The sequence below is a fragment of the Microbacterium sp. NPDC076911 genome (assembly GCF_040687125.1).
GTDB lineage: Bacteria > Actinomycetota > Actinomycetes > Actinomycetales > Microbacteriaceae > Microbacterium.
The window spans coordinates 62,603-79,464 of the sequence record NZ_JBFBMP010000008.1 but is presented as its reverse complement, the minus strand read 5'-3'; the positions used below and the strand labels follow the sequence as shown (position 1 = coordinate 79,464).

Sequence of the window (16,862 nt, the reverse complement as noted above, 5' to 3'; positions counted from 1 at the left end):
ATCATCAAGGACAGGGGGGACCAATCATGCCGAGCCCGGCAGGCTGTCACCGCCCAGCATGCTCACCAAGCGGCTACGAAGAAAGTAACGGGGGGCAGGGCGCGATCAGGCCGCTCGCTCCAGCACTTTGATGTGCTTCGAGATCGCGGGCAGGTCAGATCAAACGGCTCGGCCAGATCGTTGACGCTGGCCTCGCCCGGCGCGCTCGACGATCCGTAGGATTGCACCATGACAGCTTCCGCGCCCGAGCCGACTCGCCAGCGCGGCAACTACGCCAAGGGCGTCGCGCGACGGCAAGAGATTCTCGACCGAGCAATCGAAGTGTTTGCGCAACGCGGGGCACAGCGAACAAGCCTGCGAGCGATCGCACAAGAGGTGGGTGTCACGCATGCCGCGCTCACCCACTATTTCGGGTCACTCGAGGAACTTCTGGTCGCTGTCTATACCGAATCGCAACGACGCAGCGACGATGAGAAGCCGGAGTCGCCCGACGCGACCCCCGCCGAAGCAATGCGCGTATCGGCGAAGCGCAACCGGGAGATTCCCGGCATGGTGCAGCTCTACTCAACGTTGGTAGCCACCGCACTCGAAGAGAATCATCCTGCCGCCCAAGAGTTCGCGACCGAGCGATTCGCGCGCCTGCGCGCTGACCTGACCGAGCGCGTGACGAACCTGCAGGCCGCGGGTCGGTTGCGCGCAGATGTTGACGCATCTCTGGTTGCGGCACTCGTGATTGCGGCATCCGATGGCCTGCAAACCCAGTGGCTACTCGAGCCTTCCCTCGATCACGAGGCAGCTCTGGCCATGCTCGACCTGCTGCTGACAGGCCCGGTGGCGTCCGATTCCTCGGACACCACCGACCACTGAATCAGACTGTCGTCGCGAAGGGATCGAACTCTTCTGGCAGCAACGGCACGGGCGCCACGGTGCTTTCGACCGTGACGGTCTGGCCGCTCGCCGCAGACTCTTCAGCCGACAGCAACACGTCGAGCACGTGGAAGCCGAGTTCACCTGATGCGACGTGCGGGCGGCCTTCGGCGATTGCACGCACCATGTCGAGCACGCCCAATCCGCGCCCAACCTCAACATCTTGGTGCTCGATATCGATCCAGGTCTGCTCACGCGAACCACCATCGCGCAGCACACCGAGCGGCTCGACGTAGGCGATGCGCCCAACGAATTGGTTCGGGTCGGGCAGAATGATCGTGCCTTCGGTGCCGTGGATCTCTACGATCCCGTGCCGCTCGAGCGCCGAGTCGAAGCTGAGCAGAGACTGCGCCTGCGCGCCCGATTCGAACGCAGTGATGACCTGCATGGTCGAGGGCACTTCAACAGTGAACGAAGAACCTTCGTTCGGCCCGGTATGGATGAGTCGTTCTTCGCGCGATTTACTGCCGACGGCGGCCACCCGGTCTACGGCACCGAACAGCGTGACGAGCGCAGTGAAGTAATAGGGCCCCATGTCGAGCAGTGGTCCTGCCCCCTGCGCGAACAAGAATCCCGGGTTTGGATGCCACAGGTCAGGCCCCTGCGTCTGGAAGACCGTCTGCGCGAAAAGTGGCCGGCCGATGCGGCCGTCTTCGATTGCGCGTCGTGCGGTCTGGAACCCCGGGCCGAGCAGCGTGTCGGGCGCGGAACCGATGCGCACACCGGCAGCATCCGCTTCGGCCAGCAGCTGAGCGACACCGGCGCGGTCAAGACCGAGGGGCTTCTCAGACCACACGTGCTTTCCTGCGGCCACCGCGGCCCGTGAGACCTCGATATGCGCGGCAGGAATCGTGAGGTTTACGACGATGTCGACATCCGGGCGGGCGAGCACGTCGGCCATGGTGCCAAAAGCGCCGACGCCGTATTGCTCAGCCTTCGCGCGGGCGCGTTCAACATCGAGATCGCCGAGAATGCGCACTTCGACATCAGGAAACGATGAGAGGTTCTGCAGGTAGGTGTCGCTGATGACTCCTACACCGATGATGCCGACACCGACCGCGCTCATCGAACGAACCCACCGTCACGTAGAAAGGCGAAGCTCGCGGCAATGTCCGCAAAGACCTCTCCGGGCGGATTGTCGTACTCGATCACTGCGTATTCGACGGCGGATGCTGCCTTGAGCGATTCAACGAGGGGCACATCCCCCTCGCCTGCATGACGCTGGTCGAGGCTCTTCGAGCTGAACTCCGGCGCACCCGGCGCGAACGGGTTCGAAGCGGGTGCGACTCCATCTTTGACGTGGATCGCGACAAGGCGGTCACCGAGGCGTTCAACCAGAGCGGCGACATCTTGCCCGCCCGCGAGCGCCCAGAACAGGTCGAGCTCGATCGCAACACGCGCGTCGGTCAGCGACACGAAGCGTTCGAATGCTGACTCGCCGTCAAAGCTCGCCACAAACTCCTGAGCGTGGTTGTGGTACCCGACGCTCAAGCCGAACCCCGCAGCGGTGTCCACCAAGGCATTCATGCGGTCTGCGATGTCGGTGACGCCGTCGAACGTGCTCCAGCGCTCAGGGGCCACGAACGGGTCGATGACTGTCTTCATACCGATCTTGGCGGCCGCTTCGAACACCACCTCGGGGGCGGGGGTGGGGATGGAGCCGTCTGGAGTCCACAGCGTGTCAGTCAGCAGAGGTGCATGACCAGTGGGCGATGCCAGACCCGCAGCATCCAGTGCCGCTCGCATCTCGTCAGGACGACGCACGAAGTCGAACGCCTCAACATTGCGAAGACCGATCGCTGCGAGCTTGTCGAGCGAGCCTCCCATGTCGGCGGAGAATTCGGCGGCGAGTGTATAGAGCTGGATCGAAGCTACTGGTAGGGCCACGGTGACCTTCCTTTCACGCAAGTAGGCGGACACCGCACGGTGCCCGCCTACCAGAATACCTCCACCTGGAGGTTTCGGGAAGGGCGTGTCAGTGGTGGAAGTGTGATCCGCTACTTGCTTCGCGCGGCAGTGGCGCTTTGAGGGAGTCGAGGAATTCGACTTCGCCGCGAATATCGGCGAGGAGTGCGGAGGCGAGATCGTGGCTAAGACCGACCTTCACCACGATGCGCTGCAGCACCATGTCTGACATGTCATCAGCCATCGGGTAGGCCGGTACCAACCAGCCCTTCATGCGAAGACGGTCGGCAAGGTCGTACAGGCTCCAGTTCTCGGTGTGTCCGTCTTTGAGGACCCACGCGAACACCGGGATGGTGTCGCCCTTGCTGATCAGATCAAACGCACCGATCTTCGCGATCGCCGAGGACAGGTACTGCGCCACGTCCAACGAGTTCTGCTGCACCGCACGGTATCCCTCACGACCCAAACGAAGGAACTGGTAGTACTGCAACAGCACCTGCGCGCCCGGACGAGAGAAGTTGATCGCCAAGGTGGGCATGTCACCACCGAGGTAGCTGACGTGGAAGATCATGCTCTCGGGCAACACTGCCGTGTTACGCCACACCACCCAACCCACACCCGGATACACCAAACCGTACTTGTGACCCGAGGTGCTGATCGAGTTCACCCGATCAATCTGGAAGTCCCACACCAAATCCGGCTGGCAGAACGGCGCAACCATCGCACCCGACGCCCCATCCACATGGATCTTCACATCAAGACCCGTGTTCGCCTGAATCTCATCAAGCTTCTTCGCGATCTCCTTGACCGGCTCGTACGCACCCGTGAACGTCTGACCCAAAATCGCGACAACACCAATGGTGTTCTCATCGACATACTTCTCCAGCTCAAACCCGTCCAACACCATGTGATCCGGGGTGACAGGAACGAAACGTGCTTCCACTTCCCAGTAGTTGCAGAACTTCTCCCACACCACCTGCACCGCCGCAGACATGATCAGGTTCGGCTTATCAATCGACTTACCCTCAGCCTTACGCTTCTCCTGCCACAGCCGCTTCAACGCCAAACCACCGAGCATGCACGCCTCAGACGAACCAATCGTGGACGTACCAATCGTGTCGTCCACATTCGGAACATTCCACAAATCAGCAAGCATCCGCCAACAACGCTCTTCGATCGCTGCCGTCGCCGGGTACTCATCCTTATCGATCATGTTCTTATCGGCCGCTTCGGCGTACAGCTTCTTCGCCTCATCGTCCATCCACGTCGTGACAAACGTGGCCAAATTCAAACGACTGTTGCCATCCAAAATCGCCTCGTCGTGCACGATCTGGTACGCCGTTTCAGGCAAACTCGGCTGATCAGGCATCACGAACTTGTCAAACTCCGTCGCCTCACCCGGCCGAACAAAAACCGGATTAACGCTCAACATGGAATCAATATTCGTGCTCTGACGAGCCCTGCTGGTATTAGAAGTCATGCTTGCTCCTGCTGTCTCGTAGGTTTCCTCGCGCAGCGGCGGGTAGCGATGCATCCTGCGATGACGGTGTTGGTCGCCATCGCGGAGTTGGCTACAAGTGAACCGTATCGGTCGAACGAACCCCGGCGCGTCACTTGATCGTGATGATCCCGCAGGGATCGGCGCGATAGGACTTCCGGCCCCAATGGTTCTGCGCTGTATCGGGCAGACTGATATCAGGTGACGGGCAGCTCAGCCCACCGTGCAGTCGAGGAGGACGCAGTGCAAGAGAAGGTAGTCGTCGGTGTAACTAACGCTGGTGGTGCGCACCGTGCGGTGGATTGGGCAATCGACCGAGCAGCACTCCGAGGCGAACGGCTCGAACTTGTCGCTGTCGTCGGAGGGGCAGTCGGCGTCGTCGGGGAGGGGCAGGTCATTGACGACGCCCTTCGCGAGACTCAGAGCATGCTCGAAACACAAGCTGAGCGGGTTCGCGCACGAGGCGTCTCCGTAGAGACCCGCGTAGGGCGCGGCAAGCCGGTCGACGAGCTCATCGAAGCATCGAACGGTGCAGCTCTCCTCGTCATTGGCAGCGACTATCGCGGGCCCGGTTCTGGTCCCGCGCGCGGCGCACACGGAATCCGCATCACGGCGGGTGCCCACTGCCCCGCCGCGGTGGTGCCCGACATCGATCTGACTGGCCGTTCCGGTGTGGTCGTAGGTGTGGACGGCTCCGAGATCTCCGAGGCTGCTATCGCGTTTGCCGCCGCTGAAGCCGACGCTCGCGGCGAGGCACTCACTGCGGTTTGCACCTGGTCTCCGTTCGCGATTCCTCTTGAGGTGCGTTCGTTTCCCGATGACTATCTTGAGAACATGCAGAGCCTCACCGAAGAGACGCTCTCGATTTCGCTCGCAGGTATCCGCCAGCAATATCCTGACCTCGAAGTGCACCGCGTCGTCGAGAGCGGCATCGCGCAAACAGTCATCAACCGACTTGCTGCTGACGCGCGGCTTTCAGTCGTCGGCACCCACGGCCGGGGCGCGATTGCGCGGTTCTTGCTTGGCTCCACCAGCCAAGAGGTACTTGCGCGTCTTGCAACGACCACGGTAGTTGTGCGCTAGCCGCGAGATTGGCCGGTGTTCAGAGCTGAAGGCATCCGTCCTCGGGTCGCTAAGACCCCAGATGAATACCTGCTGAGGCGAGTGCGCGTGCAGCCACCGCAAGAACAGCTTGGCTGTGATCAAGCCGCAAGTCGCGCTCAGTGAAGTCGAGAGTCTCGATCATGCGTTGGAACGCGCGAAATTCTGGCACCATCCGATGCGGCGGAGCGCTCGGAGCAATATGGTCGGTGTCACCGCCGCGAAGTTGCACGTCTACCGACCCCATAACATTGGGCGCCCCGTCGACAACGAACGATCCGTGGGTTCCCTGCAGCTTCGCGCGAATCGGGCCGTCTGAATCCTTCGCGCAGACGCACACAGCCGTGCACGTCTCGTAGTCCAGCACGAGGATGCCTGACGTGTCGATGCCGCGCTCGATGTTCGCCGTATACGAGACCGCTCGCGGCTGCCCGAGCAAGCCAACAACGAAGTGGATGGTGTAGATGCCGATGTCCATCAGCGCACCACCGCCCTTTGCCGGATCGAATGCAGGAAGCACGTTTCCCGCTTGGAACGCCTCAAAACGAGACGAGTACTGCGAGTAGTCGCATTGGATGAGCCGCAAATCGCCGAGGTCGTCAATGTGCTCCTGGATCCACCGGTAGTTCGCGAGATCGAGAGTGGAGATCGCTTCAACAAGAATCACGCCTTTGGCAGTTGCAATTCGCCGCAACTCCGCCAAATCCGACTCACTCAGCACGAAGGGCTTCTCGCAGATAACGTGCTTGTCGGCTAATAGCGCTCTGCGCGCAAACTCCATATGTAGTGAGTTCGGTACGGCGATCCACACTGTATCGATCTGCGGGTCGTCGAGCATCTCGTCGTAGTCGACGTAGACCCGTTCAATCCCGAATTGCGCCTGAAGCTGCTCAAGGTGTTGACGTCTGGCCGGGCGGCCGTAGATGGCGGCGAGCGCGAGGCCTTCGACTGCAGATGCGTGCGGAAGAAACTCTTCGACGATCTTGCCCGCGCCGACGACCGCGAGCTTCACTGCTCACCCTCAACCGTCACCACGGAAGGCCAGTTCAGCTTCGATCGCTCTGCGCTCATGGAGACAGCGTATGCGGCTACTGCCATCCAGACTTCTAGACTGGTCCCGCCCACGGCCCCGCTGCCGCACTTGTCTGTAGAACGCGGGCCAGAAAATCCTGGAGCACTTCATGACATCTCGCCGCATCGCATTTCTCGACGTCGACGGCACGATCCTTGACCATGGCAAGACGATCGCTCGATCTACAGTCGAAGCAGTGCGAGGCGCACGGGCCGCCGGTCACTACGTCTATCTGAGCACCGGCCGCGCTGCGGGTGACATCCACCCAGACGTGATCAAAATTGGCTTCGACGGGGCGATCTCCAACGGAGGTGCGTACGCGACAGTGGGCGATTTGAGCGTGGTCTGCGACCCGATGCCGCGAGACGCGATCGAAGCGTTGATCACCTATATGGATGCCTCAGGGCTCTTGTATCTCTTGCAGACGGATACTGCGGTGTACGCATCTGCGCAGGTGCAGCAAACACTAGAGGAACTGATGCGCAGCTGGGTGTCCTCGCATAGTGACGAAGACTCAGCCCAAACCGCGCCGCAAGAAGTGCCACGTTTCCGCGACGTCGCCGACATCGATCTGACCCAGGTGGCGAAAGCGGTGTTCTTGAGCGAAAGGACCGACGCCGTCGAACGCGCACAGGCCGACCTCAAAGATCAGTTTCATGTCGTCGCAGGAAGCATGCCTCTCCCCGGCGGCTCGAACGGCGAAATCGGCATGCGCGGCACTACGAAGGGTTCCGCAATTCTGTCGGTGCTGACGCATCTCGCCATCGACCCGTCAGCGGCGATCAGCATTGGCGACAGCTGGAACGACGTCGAGATGTTCGAGGTGTGCGGCGTCGGTATCGCGATGGGCAATGCCCCAGCTGCCTTGCAGAAACTCGCCGACGAAGTGACCACCAGCGTGCGCGATGACGGAATTTGGAATGCGTTCTGCAAACACGGCCTGATCTAACGCCGCCACGACGCGACTGATCGTTCGTGTGGATAGCAATAACCGCGATATAGCCGCGCTTGTTGACTCTGGGTCCTTGCAAGACTGAACACTTGTTCAGTACGGTGTTGGAGTGACCAGCCCTAACGCGACCTCACGAGAGCGAATACTCGCCAACGCACTCTCGTTGTTCGCCGCGCGCGGCGCAGATGCCGTCTCGGTGCGCGACATCGCCGCGGCCGCGGGAGTCTCCCCCGCGTTGATCCTTCATCACTTCGGATCGCGAGAGCGGCTGCGCCAAGAGGTCGATGAGTCGGTCATTGCGACCTTTGACTACCTACTCGACGCCGAAGCCACGACCGCGTCCGTGACAACCGCAAGCGTTGTCGAGCTGATGACCGCTGGGCTACCGCCAGGGTCGCCCCTTCCTGCATACGTGCGCCAACTGGTGTTAACGAACTCCCCCGCAGGAAGCAAGCTCTTCAAGCGCTGGTATGAACTCACGGTGAACGTCACGGCGCAAATGGATGCTGCTGGGCAGACAAACCCCACCGACGACCCCGCGATGCGCGCAGCGTTCTTGCTCGCCAACGACCTCGCGCTCCTGCTGTTGCAGAGGCACATCGAAGACGCCACCGGCGTTGATCCTCTCTCGACTGCTGGCCTACAACGGTGGGCAACGATTGCTCTTGGCGCCTACACCGACGGTGTTTTTGTGCCACCTCACCCGGAATGACCTGCCGCCTCACCCCCACCTTTGCCTGCTGGAGAACACATGTCTGAGCCACACGTCATTGAGCTGAACGGCCTCATCAAACGTTTCGGTAAACTCACCGCGCTTGACGGGCTAGATCTGACACTCAGGAAGGGCGAGGTGCTCGGGTTTCTCGGGCCCAACGGAGCGGGGAAATCCACCACCATCCGTATTTTGCTTGGACTCGTTCGCCGCTCGGAGGGGCACGCAACGCTGTTCGGTCAAGACCCGTGGCGATACGCGGTAGCTCTGCACCGGCGGCTGGCCTACGTGCCCGGCGACGTTGCGCTCTGGCCGCAGCTTACCGGCGGTCAGTGCATCGATTTGCTCGGATCGTCCGGTGCCAAGCTCGACGAGCGCCGCCGAGCGGAGTTGATCGAGCGGTTTGAGATGGACCCGTCTAAACGCATTCGAGACCTCTCCAAGGGGAACAAGCAGAAAGTCGCGCTCGTTGCCGCGTTCGCTACCCGCGCAGACCTATTGATCCTTGACGAGCCCACTTCCGGCCTCGACCCGCTCATGGAAGAAGTGTTTCGACAGTGCGTGTCCGAGCGTGCGGCCGAGGGAACGTCGGTGCTGCTGTCGAGCCATATCCTCAGTGAGGTCGATGCTCTCTGCGAGAACGTGACAATCATCCGTCACGGACGAGTCGTACAGTCGGGCAGTGTTTCCGAGCTTCGCAGGCTTTCTCGAACTGCCGTGCATGTCATCACCCGTAGCGCCGTCGAGCAGATGCTCGACCCCGCCGTCGCGGACCTGCATATCTCTGCGGCACCCGGTGGCGGCACCGAGCTGGAGTTCGCCGTGGATCCTGAAGCACTCGACCGCGTTCTTCTGCCATTGCTCGCGGCTGGAGTAACAGCATTGACCGTGCGCCCACCGAGCCTGGACGAACTCTTTCTTGACGCTTATGAGACGGACAGATGAGCACCTCCGCGCACAGCAACGGTTTCGTCGCAGTTCTTCGCGTGCAACTGCGCACCGGATGGCTGTCGGCCACCGTCTGGACGCTGGCCGTCGCCGGAGCGTACGTGGCTACTGCTTCCGCCGTGAATGGGCTGTTTGGCGAACCGGACGAGCTGGCCGTGTACGACGCGACGGTCTCGGAGAATCCAGCGATGGCCGCCATCAACGGCACCCCGTACGGTGCCGACACGCTGGGTGGTGTGGTGTCGAACGAGTTCGGTTTCATCTCTGCCATCGCGATCCCGTTGATGGGCCTGATGCTCATCACACGCCAGACGAGAGCGCAAGAAGAGAAGGGGATGCTGGAACTCCTCCGATCGCGTAGCGTCGGTGTACGGGCGCCTTGGCTCGCGGCGTTGCTGAGTACCACGGTCGCGCTGATTCTCGTTGGTACGACTATGGCAATCACGTTGGTTGCGTACGGCGAGGACGCCGTTGCTGCTCTCACCTACGGGGCGTCAATGGCAGCGCTGGGTCTGGTGTTCGCCGGGGTCGCCGTGCTGGCTGGCCAACTCTTCCGGCGGGCTGCCGGCGTGACGACAATCGGTCTGCTCATCCTCGGTTTTTCCTATCTGGCGCGTGCGTTCGGCGATGTCAGAGACAACGGGTGGAAGTGGCTATCGCCGCTCGCCTGGCAACAAGAGACCAGACCGTTCACTGACGATTTGCGCCTGTGGCCGCTACTGCTTTCCCTCGGCGTCGCTGTCGCTCTCGTCAGCGCAGGAATCGTGCTCGTGAGCCACCGTGACCTCGGCTCCGCGCTCTTCGCTTCTCGCCCCGGGCCCTCACGGGCAAGCGGGCTTTTGCGCACCACCCTCGGCACCGCTGCGCGCGTGAGTGCGCCTTCTGCAACGGGCTGGGTCGCTGGCGTCTTCGTAGTTGCGTTCGTTTTCGCCTCTTTCACCGACGACGTTTCCGAGATCTTGTCGTCGAACCCTGAATTGGAAGTGATCGGGCTTGATCCCGCTAACGTCAACGACACCTTTATCGGGTTCACCTTGTTCATATTCACTCTGATGATTGCAGCGATGATCGGGCAAAGCCTGAGCCGTGTGCGGGCCGAGGAAGCCGATGGTTTTCTCGAACCGGTTCTCGCGCGTTCAGTTTCGCGTGCGGGGTGGGCTGGTGCGAATTTCCTCGTCGCTGCGCTTGCAGCGATACTCGCCCTGACTGCCGGCGGCGTCGGACTTCAGCTTGCCGCGGGCCACATCGTGGATGGCATCCCCGAAGCGGTGGTTTCCTACGTTCCGGCGGTGCTTGCGATCGTAGGTGTGACCGTGGCGCTGTTCGGGGCAGTACCCCGAGGAACCTGGGTGATCTGGCTCGTTGTCGGCTACATGGCCGTCGTTGGATTTCTCGGTGAGACTCTCGAAATACCGGATTGGGCGATGCAACTTTCCCCACTCCATGCTGCCGAGGATGCCCTGACTGCTGGCGTGCCGGTCGAGACGCAATGGGCACTCATCGGCATCACGGCGGCACTGACCGCGCTCGGAATGGTTGCTCTACGCTGGCGGGACATTCCGCGCTGATCTCCAACTACCGGGAGGATGCTTCAGCTCAGCTCGCAAACACGTTCGTCTCGCGCAAGTGCCGATATGCGCCCTTGAAGAAGAGAAGCGGCTCAGATTGGTGCCATTCCGCCGGACTGAGCTCGCGTACGCGGCCGATGACCACAAGGTGATCTCCCGCCTCGTGTTCTGCCCAGATCTCGCAGTCGAGCCACATGAGCGTGTCATGGATGACGGGGTTTCCCGCGGCCGACTCGTGCCAGTCAACGCCTGCCCACTTGTCTGTTCCCTTTTGCGCGAACTGACTTGAGAGTTCGTGTTGGTCGTGGGCGAGAACGTTGACCGCGAAACTACCGGTTTCACGAATTCGCGGATAAGTCGTTGATGAAGTCATGACGCTGAATGACACCAATGGCGGGTCCATCGACACGCTGTAAAACGACTGGCAGGTGAATCCGATCGGCCCGTCAGCGTCGTGACCCGAGATCACGGTGACGCCTGAGGCGTAGTGTCCGAGAGTGTCGCGCAACGTTCGCGCATCGATCGCGGGGTGTTGTTCTGAAGGCATGGTGCTCTCCAATCGTGACGAGTCGGCGATCATGGGGCGCTTCGCAAGAGGTCAGCTGCCTTCTCTGCGATCGCCACAGTCGGTGCATGGGTGTTAGAAGTAGGGATGCTGGGCATCACCGACGCATCGGCAATCCACAGGCCTTCGAGCCCGCGTACTTTGAGCGCGGGGTCGACGACCGCGAACTCATCGCTGCCAATGCGCGCAGTGCCAGAGCAGTGAAAGAACGATCCGATGTTCTGGCGCACAAAGCGAACCTTCGCGTCATGGTCGAGACCGCGCGGCGGAGTTATCGGCCCCTCCGTGAGATCAGCGAAAGCTGCCGAAGCCGCAAGATCATGCACCGCATCGACGGCGTCAACCATCGCCGCCAGGTCGGTCGGGTCAGCGAGATAGTTCGGCTGCAGTTCGGCGCCCACTTCAGCATCCGCTGAACGGACTCGCACCCACCCCACGCTTCGCGAGCGGTACAGTCCCGGCACGAAAGCGAAGACGCGGTTACCAGCGAGATCGTGGTTAGCGTGCAAGTCTTCGTCGCCGCGGGAACCGTGGGCAATCACCGCGTGCAGGTCAGGCCCCGATTCAGCGTAGGAGCTACGCCAGTTGAGCATCGAGCCGCCACCGTTGCCTACAACCGGCCCGAGGTCGTTGCGCGCACGAAAATTCATTCCGAGAATCAGCGGATGGTCTTGAAGGTTCTCTCCCACCCCGGGGAGCGAATGAGTTGGCGAGATTCCCGCATCGGCAAGTCGCGCGGGATCGCCGATTCCAGAGAGTTGCAACAGGCGGGGGGTGTCGAGGGCGCCCGCGGCAAGCACGATACGCGGCGCGGCCGTTTCGACCAGTACGCCATCGACGACGTGGCGAACTCCTGAGACGATGCCGCCCCGCAAGATCAGCTTGCGCACCGCACTGCCCACGAGCACGTCGAGATTCGCGCGATGCATGGCGGGCTCAAGATAGCCGCGTGCAGTGCTCCAGCGTTCGAAGTCACCAGCTTCGGTCACAATTGCGTTGTAGTCGCCGTAGACGGCGCCCTCGTTCGACGCGGCATTGGCGTCGTCAAGCACGGGAAGTCCGCGATCAGCCGCGGCACCAATCAGGGCGTGCGCGATGGGGTGCACCTCAGCAAGCGGCGCCACTCTCATCGGGCCGTCGAGCCCGCGGTAGGCAGGGTCGCCGCCTACTCGAGATTCTGACCGTTTGAAGTACGGCAGCAGATCGTCGTATCCCCAGCCCGTCGCTCCGGCTGCCGCCCACGCGTCGTAGTCAGCACGGTTGCCGCGATACCAGAGCATCGCGTTGGTGCTGGAACTGCCCCCGAGCACGCGTCCGCGAGGCATCGCGAGCGCTCGGCCCAGCACGTGGTCGGTGGGAGTCGAGCGGTACCCATAGTCATAGGTTCCGCCGATCATCGCGTCCCAGTGGGCAGCATCCAGAATCTCAGAAACCCCTCTGTGATCAGGCCCTGCTTCGAGCAAGAGCACGCGCCGTTCAGGGGCTTCGCTCAGTCGCGCAGCCAGCACACAACCGGCCGCGCCACCGCCCACGACGATCACGTCGTATCCGCTGGCGGGTGCGACGACGAACGGCATCAGTTGTGCTCGCTCGGGCCCATGATGCTCACGTTCTCGGTCTCTTCGACATGGCGCACGAAGATGTACTTGTCTTCTCGGCCGTCCGAGTGCTTGCGCTTGATGCCCGGCTCCAGAATCCCGTCTGTCTTCGCCACCACGATGTATGGCTCGGATGCTGACAGGCCTGCCGCGCAGTGCGCGTCGAACTCTTCGAGCGTCAATGCCGTATGTGCTTGCTCAACGCCGGCACCTCGGGCGATGGCGGCGAGATCGACTCGTCCCTTTGCCGTGTGCGTCGCCGGGCCTCCGATGGACTGATACTGCTCGTTGTCCCACACCACGATGAACAGGTTCTCGGGTTGCTCGTTGCCCAGGGTGGCCAGAATGCCCAGGTTGAACAACAGGCCGCCATCGGTGTCAAGCGAGACGATGCGACGGTGGGGCAAACCGACGGCGACACCGAACGCTTCGGGGGTGACGCACCCGAGCTGCTGCTGAAAGAGACTTGCTTCACGCATATGCGGCGCGGCGTTGTACCACTCGTCCACAGCTCCGCCGAGTGACAGGATGACAAGCTCATCGGCAAGGCGCGCACCGAGTAACTTCATTGCTTCGAATCGTGAGTAACTCATCGGACCAGTCCCCCTCCGAGAACAATCGCTGCGTGGTAGTAAGACGCGTAGGCAGTTTCGTAGGCATTCACGACGGCCTGTTCGATCTCGTCGACCTCATGCACGATCGTGTATGGCGTGCGAAGCGTCTTCAATAGAGGCTCCATCGTGATGCCGTGCGGCACAGCCCACCAGTTGTTCTCGCCCATCTCGCCGCGGTAGCTCATGATCATGACCACCGGAATGCCCGCGCCCAGGCCCATGCGGGCGAGGTGTTCGGTAGCGGCGCGCAGCCCAGAGTTCTCCATTACAAGCACGGCGCGCTTTCCCGACAAGAAGACACCACCGGCAATGGCAGCACCCTCGCCCTCGTTCGTCACTGGAATCGTGCGAATGTCAGGATCAGCATCCAGAGCCGGATACAGCTCTTTCAGAAGTGAGTCTGGAAGGTACGTCGCGACGCTCACCCCCGCCCGCTTCAGACCGCGAATCACGGCCTCAACAGCGTCAGCTCTCATGGTTTTCTGCTCCAATCAGATGGTGGTCGTCGACGGCACGCGCCGACAGAGTGTGTGCACGGTGCGACTGCGCGAGTCGCGATGCGCCGGTGAAACGCTCGCGGAGGGTCACATCACCCGTCAGGCCTTCGGCACGCCCTCGCTCAGCGAGGATCGGCAGCACAAGTTCGATGAATGCCTGATACGCAGCGGTGCCGCCGAACGTCGGCTCGAGCATGATGCCGTCGATACCTGAGCCGTCGACGATGCGCTCGATCTCGTCAGCAACTTCAACCGGCGAGCCGGTCACTTGGAAGCCGCGGATAGCCTTGGTGCGGAACTGGTCGAGAATCTGACCGACGCGCATCTCTGGGTTTTGCTTGGCATACCGCTGCACCAAGGTCTGCCCCAGTTCGGTCTTCAGATCGACCACTCGCCAGGCGGGGTCGATGCCCGTGAGGTCGAGGCCGGTGATGCCTGCGAACATGACTGCCGCATCATCGAGACCGAGCAGATTCTCATATTCCTCGCGCAGCATCCATGCCTCTTTTGAGGTTTCTGCGACGGTCACCGTCATGCCAGTGACGACGGAGACATCTTCTGCGGACCGGCCGTTTCGCACCGCCTGTTCTCGGATGTCGCGAACATGAGCGGCCGCGCTCTCAATCGTCTGGCCCTGGATGAAGACCGCCTCAGCGTTGCGAGCGGCATAGGCGCGGCCGCGATCCGAAGTACCTGCTTGGAAGAGCACCGGTGTGCGTTGCGGTGTGGGCGGCACCGCGAACACGCCGCGCGAACGTTGGAAGCGTCCTGCCACTTCGACCGGATGAAGCTTCGTAGGGTCGGCATAGGTGCCGTTCTCGCGGTCGCGGACTTCGGCTTCGTCTTGCCAACTGTGTTCCCAGAACCGCAGGCAGGTGTCGAGAAACTCGTCGGCCGCGTCATAGCGCTCGTCGTGTGAAAGCACTTCGGTAACGCCGAAGAGCTGGTCTGTGGTGGCCTGCGAGCTGCCGGTGACAATATTCCATCCGATGCGGCCCCCGGTGAACCGGTCAAGAGTCGCAAAGCGGCGGGCCATTGCATAAGGTCGCTCGACCGTCGTGGGCGAAGTGACAACGAACCCCAGGTTCTCGGTTTCCCGCGCAAGCGTTGCGATGGCGAGCATCGGGTCAAGAGCCGGAAACTGAATTCCGTGTGCTGCCACCTCGTCTGGCATTTTGCCGTCTAGCGTGGCGTAGCCGTAGGTGTCGGCGAAGAAGAGAAAGTCGAATCCGGCTTCATCAAGTTCCCGCGCGAGCGTCACCCAGTATTCGAGGTTGTCCCATTCATCGCCGCGGCCGCGCGGGTCACTCCAGGTCGGCATTCCGTTGCTCGGATTCATCATCTCGAAGACTCCGAGCTTGATACGTTTCGTCATATCACCATCACCACCGTTTTCGTCTCGAGGTAGTTCTCTAACCCCTGGGCACCGTTCTCGTAGCCCCAGCCAGATTCCTTGTGGCCACCCTTGGGTAGCTCTGGCCCCAGGAACGAGTGACAGTTGACCCACACCGTGCCCGCTTGCAGTTGCGCTGCGACCCGATGGGCATCGCTGAGACCTTCGGTCCACACACTCGCGGCGAGGCCGTAGGGCGAATCATTTGACCAGCCGATGACCTCATCAAGATCGTCGAAGGGAGTCACAACTGCAACCGGTCCGAAGATCTCTTCACGCATAAGCCGCATGTCAGCACGCACATCAGTGATCACGGTGGGTGCGTAGAACGTGCCCTGCGGTCCGCCGCGCTCGCCGCCGGTGACGACGGTTGCACCTGCGGCGCGACCCTCGTCGACCAGATCGGCAACCCGCCCCGCCTGGGCAACGCTCACGAGCGGACCAAGGTCGGCTGCTGAGTCGAGGCCGTGGCCAAGTCGAAGTGCTTCTCCCGCTGCCGCCATACCGTCGACAACATCTCGATACACATCTCGGTGCGCATAGATGCGTGCGCTTGCGACGCACACCTGCCCGCTGTTGTCGAAAATGCCACGCGAAATTCCGCTGATCGCGTTTTCTAAGTCGGCGTCAGGCAGCACGAGCGCCGGAGATTTGCCGCCGAGCTCAAGAGTCAGTCGCGTGAGGTTGCCCGCTGCGTTCGCCACCAGATGCTTGCCGACGGCAGTCGAGCCTGTGAAGGCGACCTTGGCGACTCCGGGGTGTTCAGCCAGTGCCTGTCCTGCTTCCCCACCGAAGCCGGTCACGATGTTCACGACCCCGTCTGGCACTCCCGCACGCTGCAACAGGCGACCGAGATAGAGAGCAGTGAGGGGTGTGTTCTCTGCTGGTTTGAGCACGATCGCACATCCTGCGGCGAGCGCCGGGGCCAACTTCATAGCGGTCATGATCAGCGGCGAGTTCCACGGCACGATCGCCGCGACCACCCCGACGGGCTCACGGCGTGTGTAGGCAAAAACCTCTTTGCCGGGGGGCGTGCGGCTCAGCGACGTCGGAATCGTCTCGCCAAGAATCTTTGTCGGCCAGCCCGCGTAGTAGCGAAACTGGTTGATCGCGGCGGGCACTTCACCGAATCGCGAGGTACGCACGCTCTTGCCCTGATCGAGAGTTTCAAGCTCAGCGAGGTCATCGAGGTCTGCCTGCATCAAGTCGGCAATGCGCCAGAGCATGGCACCTCGGTCAGCCGGAGTCATCTTCGCCCAGCTCGGCGCATTCAATGCGCGGGATGCGGCGCCCACTGCGGCATCGACGTCAGCCGTCCGACCGCGCGCAATCATGGCGAGCGTTTCACCGGTGGCCGGGTCGAGCGTGGGGAATGTCTCGCCAGCGGCCGCGGCTACCCAGCGCCCGTCGACAAGCAGCCGCCCCGGCTCGTCGGCGAGGAACGCTGCCACGGTTTCGCGCAACGGGCCGCGAGTAGTCTCGATCGTCATGCACCGATGCTACGGAGTAATC

The 16,862-nt window shown here is 61.9% G+C and carries 16 protein-coding genes; 6 read left to right on the top strand and 10 right to left on the bottom strand.

Translation table 11 applies throughout. From position 1 onward, the window contains the following. Positions 1–228 precede the first annotated feature (228 nt). Positions 229–867 carry a TetR/AcrR family transcriptional regulator gene (locus AB0O81_RS13090; RefSeq protein WP_363584970.1) on the top strand — a complete coding sequence of 213 codons (639 nt, stop codon included), beginning with the start codon at positions 229–231 and terminating at the stop codon, positions 865–867. A 1-nt stretch (position 868) separates the two neighbouring features. Here AB0O81_RS13090 and AB0O81_RS13085 read toward each other — a convergent pair whose 3' ends face one another. The 3 genes from AB0O81_RS13085 to AB0O81_RS13075 all read right to left on the bottom strand — a co-directional run bounded on the left by AB0O81_RS13085 (position 869) and on the right by AB0O81_RS13075 (position 4,312). Continuing rightward, positions 869–1,993: a Gfo/Idh/MocA family oxidoreductase gene (locus AB0O81_RS13085; protein WP_363584968.1), complete on the bottom strand. Its 1,125-nt coding sequence runs from the start codon at positions 1,991–1,993 to the stop codon at positions 869–871. Continuing rightward, positions 1,990–2,814: a sugar phosphate isomerase/epimerase gene (locus AB0O81_RS13080; RefSeq protein WP_363584966.1), complete on the bottom strand. Its 825-nt coding sequence runs from the start codon at positions 2,812–2,814 to the stop codon at positions 1,990–1,992. The genes AB0O81_RS13085 and AB0O81_RS13080 overlap by 4 nt, the downstream gene beginning before the upstream one ends. Positions 2,815–2,902: 88 nt before the next feature. Further along, positions 2,903–4,312 carry a glutamate decarboxylase gene (locus AB0O81_RS13075; protein WP_363584965.1) on the bottom strand — a complete coding sequence of 470 codons (1,410 nt, stop codon included), beginning with the start codon at positions 4,310–4,312 and terminating at the stop codon, positions 2,903–2,905. A 261-nt stretch (positions 4,313–4,573) separates the two neighbouring features. Between AB0O81_RS13075 and AB0O81_RS13070 the strand changes: the two genes are divergently transcribed. Then, positions 4,574–5,413 (top strand): universal stress protein, encoded by an 840-nt coding sequence (locus tag AB0O81_RS13070; protein WP_363584963.1) that lies wholly within the window; start codon positions 4,574–4,576, stop codon positions 5,411–5,413. 49 nt (positions 5,414–5,462) lie between these two features. On the opposite strand, the gene AB0O81_RS13065 is transcribed toward AB0O81_RS13070, so the two are convergent. Then, positions 5,463–6,443, bottom strand: coding sequence for a Gfo/Idh/MocA family oxidoreductase (locus tag AB0O81_RS13065; RefSeq protein WP_363584961.1), 981 nt, complete (start codon positions 6,441–6,443; stop codon positions 5,463–5,465). Between the two features lie 169 nt (positions 6,444–6,612). On the opposite strand from AB0O81_RS13065, the gene AB0O81_RS13060 reads away from it, so the two are divergent. The 4 genes from AB0O81_RS13060 (at position 6,613) to AB0O81_RS13045 (ending at position 10,683) form a co-directional block, all read left to right on the top strand. Beyond that, positions 6,613–7,452: a Cof-type HAD-IIB family hydrolase gene (locus AB0O81_RS13060; protein ID WP_363584959.1), complete on the top strand. Its 840-nt coding sequence runs from the start codon at positions 6,613–6,615 to the stop codon at positions 7,450–7,452. A gap of 112 nt (positions 7,453–7,564) precedes the next feature. Then, complete coding sequence (locus tag AB0O81_RS13055; protein ID WP_363584957.1) at positions 7,565–8,167, top strand: helix-turn-helix domain-containing protein; 603 nt, start codon at positions 7,565–7,567, stop codon at positions 8,165–8,167. Positions 8,168–8,206: 39 nt separating this feature from the next. Beyond that, the gene (locus AB0O81_RS13050) at positions 8,207–9,112 is read left to right on the top strand and encodes an ABC transporter ATP-binding protein (protein ID WP_363584955.1); all 906 of its coding nucleotides are present in this window, start codon (positions 8,207–8,209) and stop codon (positions 9,110–9,112) included. Beyond that, positions 9,109–10,683, top strand: coding sequence for a hypothetical protein (locus AB0O81_RS13045; protein WP_363584953.1), 1,575 nt, complete (start codon positions 9,109–9,111; stop codon positions 10,681–10,683). The genes AB0O81_RS13050 and AB0O81_RS13045 overlap by 4 nt, the downstream gene beginning before the upstream one ends. Positions 10,684–10,711: 28 nt before the next feature. On the opposite strand, the gene AB0O81_RS13040 is transcribed toward AB0O81_RS13045, so the two are convergent. The 6 genes from AB0O81_RS13040 to AB0O81_RS13015 are packed head-to-tail and all read right to left on the bottom strand — an operon-like array spanning position 10,712 to position 16,840. Then, entirely contained in the window at positions 10,712–11,230 is a 519-nt protein-coding gene (locus AB0O81_RS13040; protein WP_363584951.1) for a flavin reductase family protein, read from the bottom strand. A 29-nt stretch (positions 11,231–11,259) separates the two neighbouring features. After that, positions 11,260–12,825, bottom strand: coding sequence for a GMC family oxidoreductase N-terminal domain-containing protein (locus AB0O81_RS13035; RefSeq protein WP_363584949.1), 1,566 nt, complete (start codon positions 12,823–12,825; stop codon positions 11,260–11,262). Then, positions 12,825–13,439 carry a thiamine pyrophosphate-dependent enzyme gene (locus tag AB0O81_RS13030; RefSeq protein ID WP_363584947.1) on the bottom strand — a complete coding sequence of 205 codons (615 nt, stop codon included), beginning with the start codon at positions 13,437–13,439 and terminating at the stop codon, positions 12,825–12,827. Before AB0O81_RS13030 ends, AB0O81_RS13035 begins: the two co-directional genes overlap by 1 nt. Continuing rightward, positions 13,436–13,936: a thiamine pyrophosphate-binding protein gene (locus AB0O81_RS13025; RefSeq protein WP_337337186.1), complete on the bottom strand. Its 501-nt coding sequence runs from the start codon at positions 13,934–13,936 to the stop codon at positions 13,436–13,438. Before AB0O81_RS13025 ends, AB0O81_RS13030 begins: the two co-directional genes overlap by 4 nt. Continuing rightward, positions 13,926–15,332, bottom strand: a complete 1,407-nt coding sequence (locus tag AB0O81_RS13020; RefSeq protein WP_363584945.1) for an NtaA/DmoA family FMN-dependent monooxygenase — start codon at positions 15,330–15,332, stop codon at positions 13,926–13,928. Before AB0O81_RS13020 ends, AB0O81_RS13025 begins: the two co-directional genes overlap by 11 nt. Then, entirely contained in the window at positions 15,329–16,840 is a 1,512-nt protein-coding gene (locus AB0O81_RS13015) for an aldehyde dehydrogenase family protein (RefSeq protein WP_363584943.1), read from the bottom strand. Before AB0O81_RS13015 ends, AB0O81_RS13020 begins: the two co-directional genes overlap by 4 nt. Between the last annotated feature and the right edge of the window lie 22 nt (positions 16,841–16,862).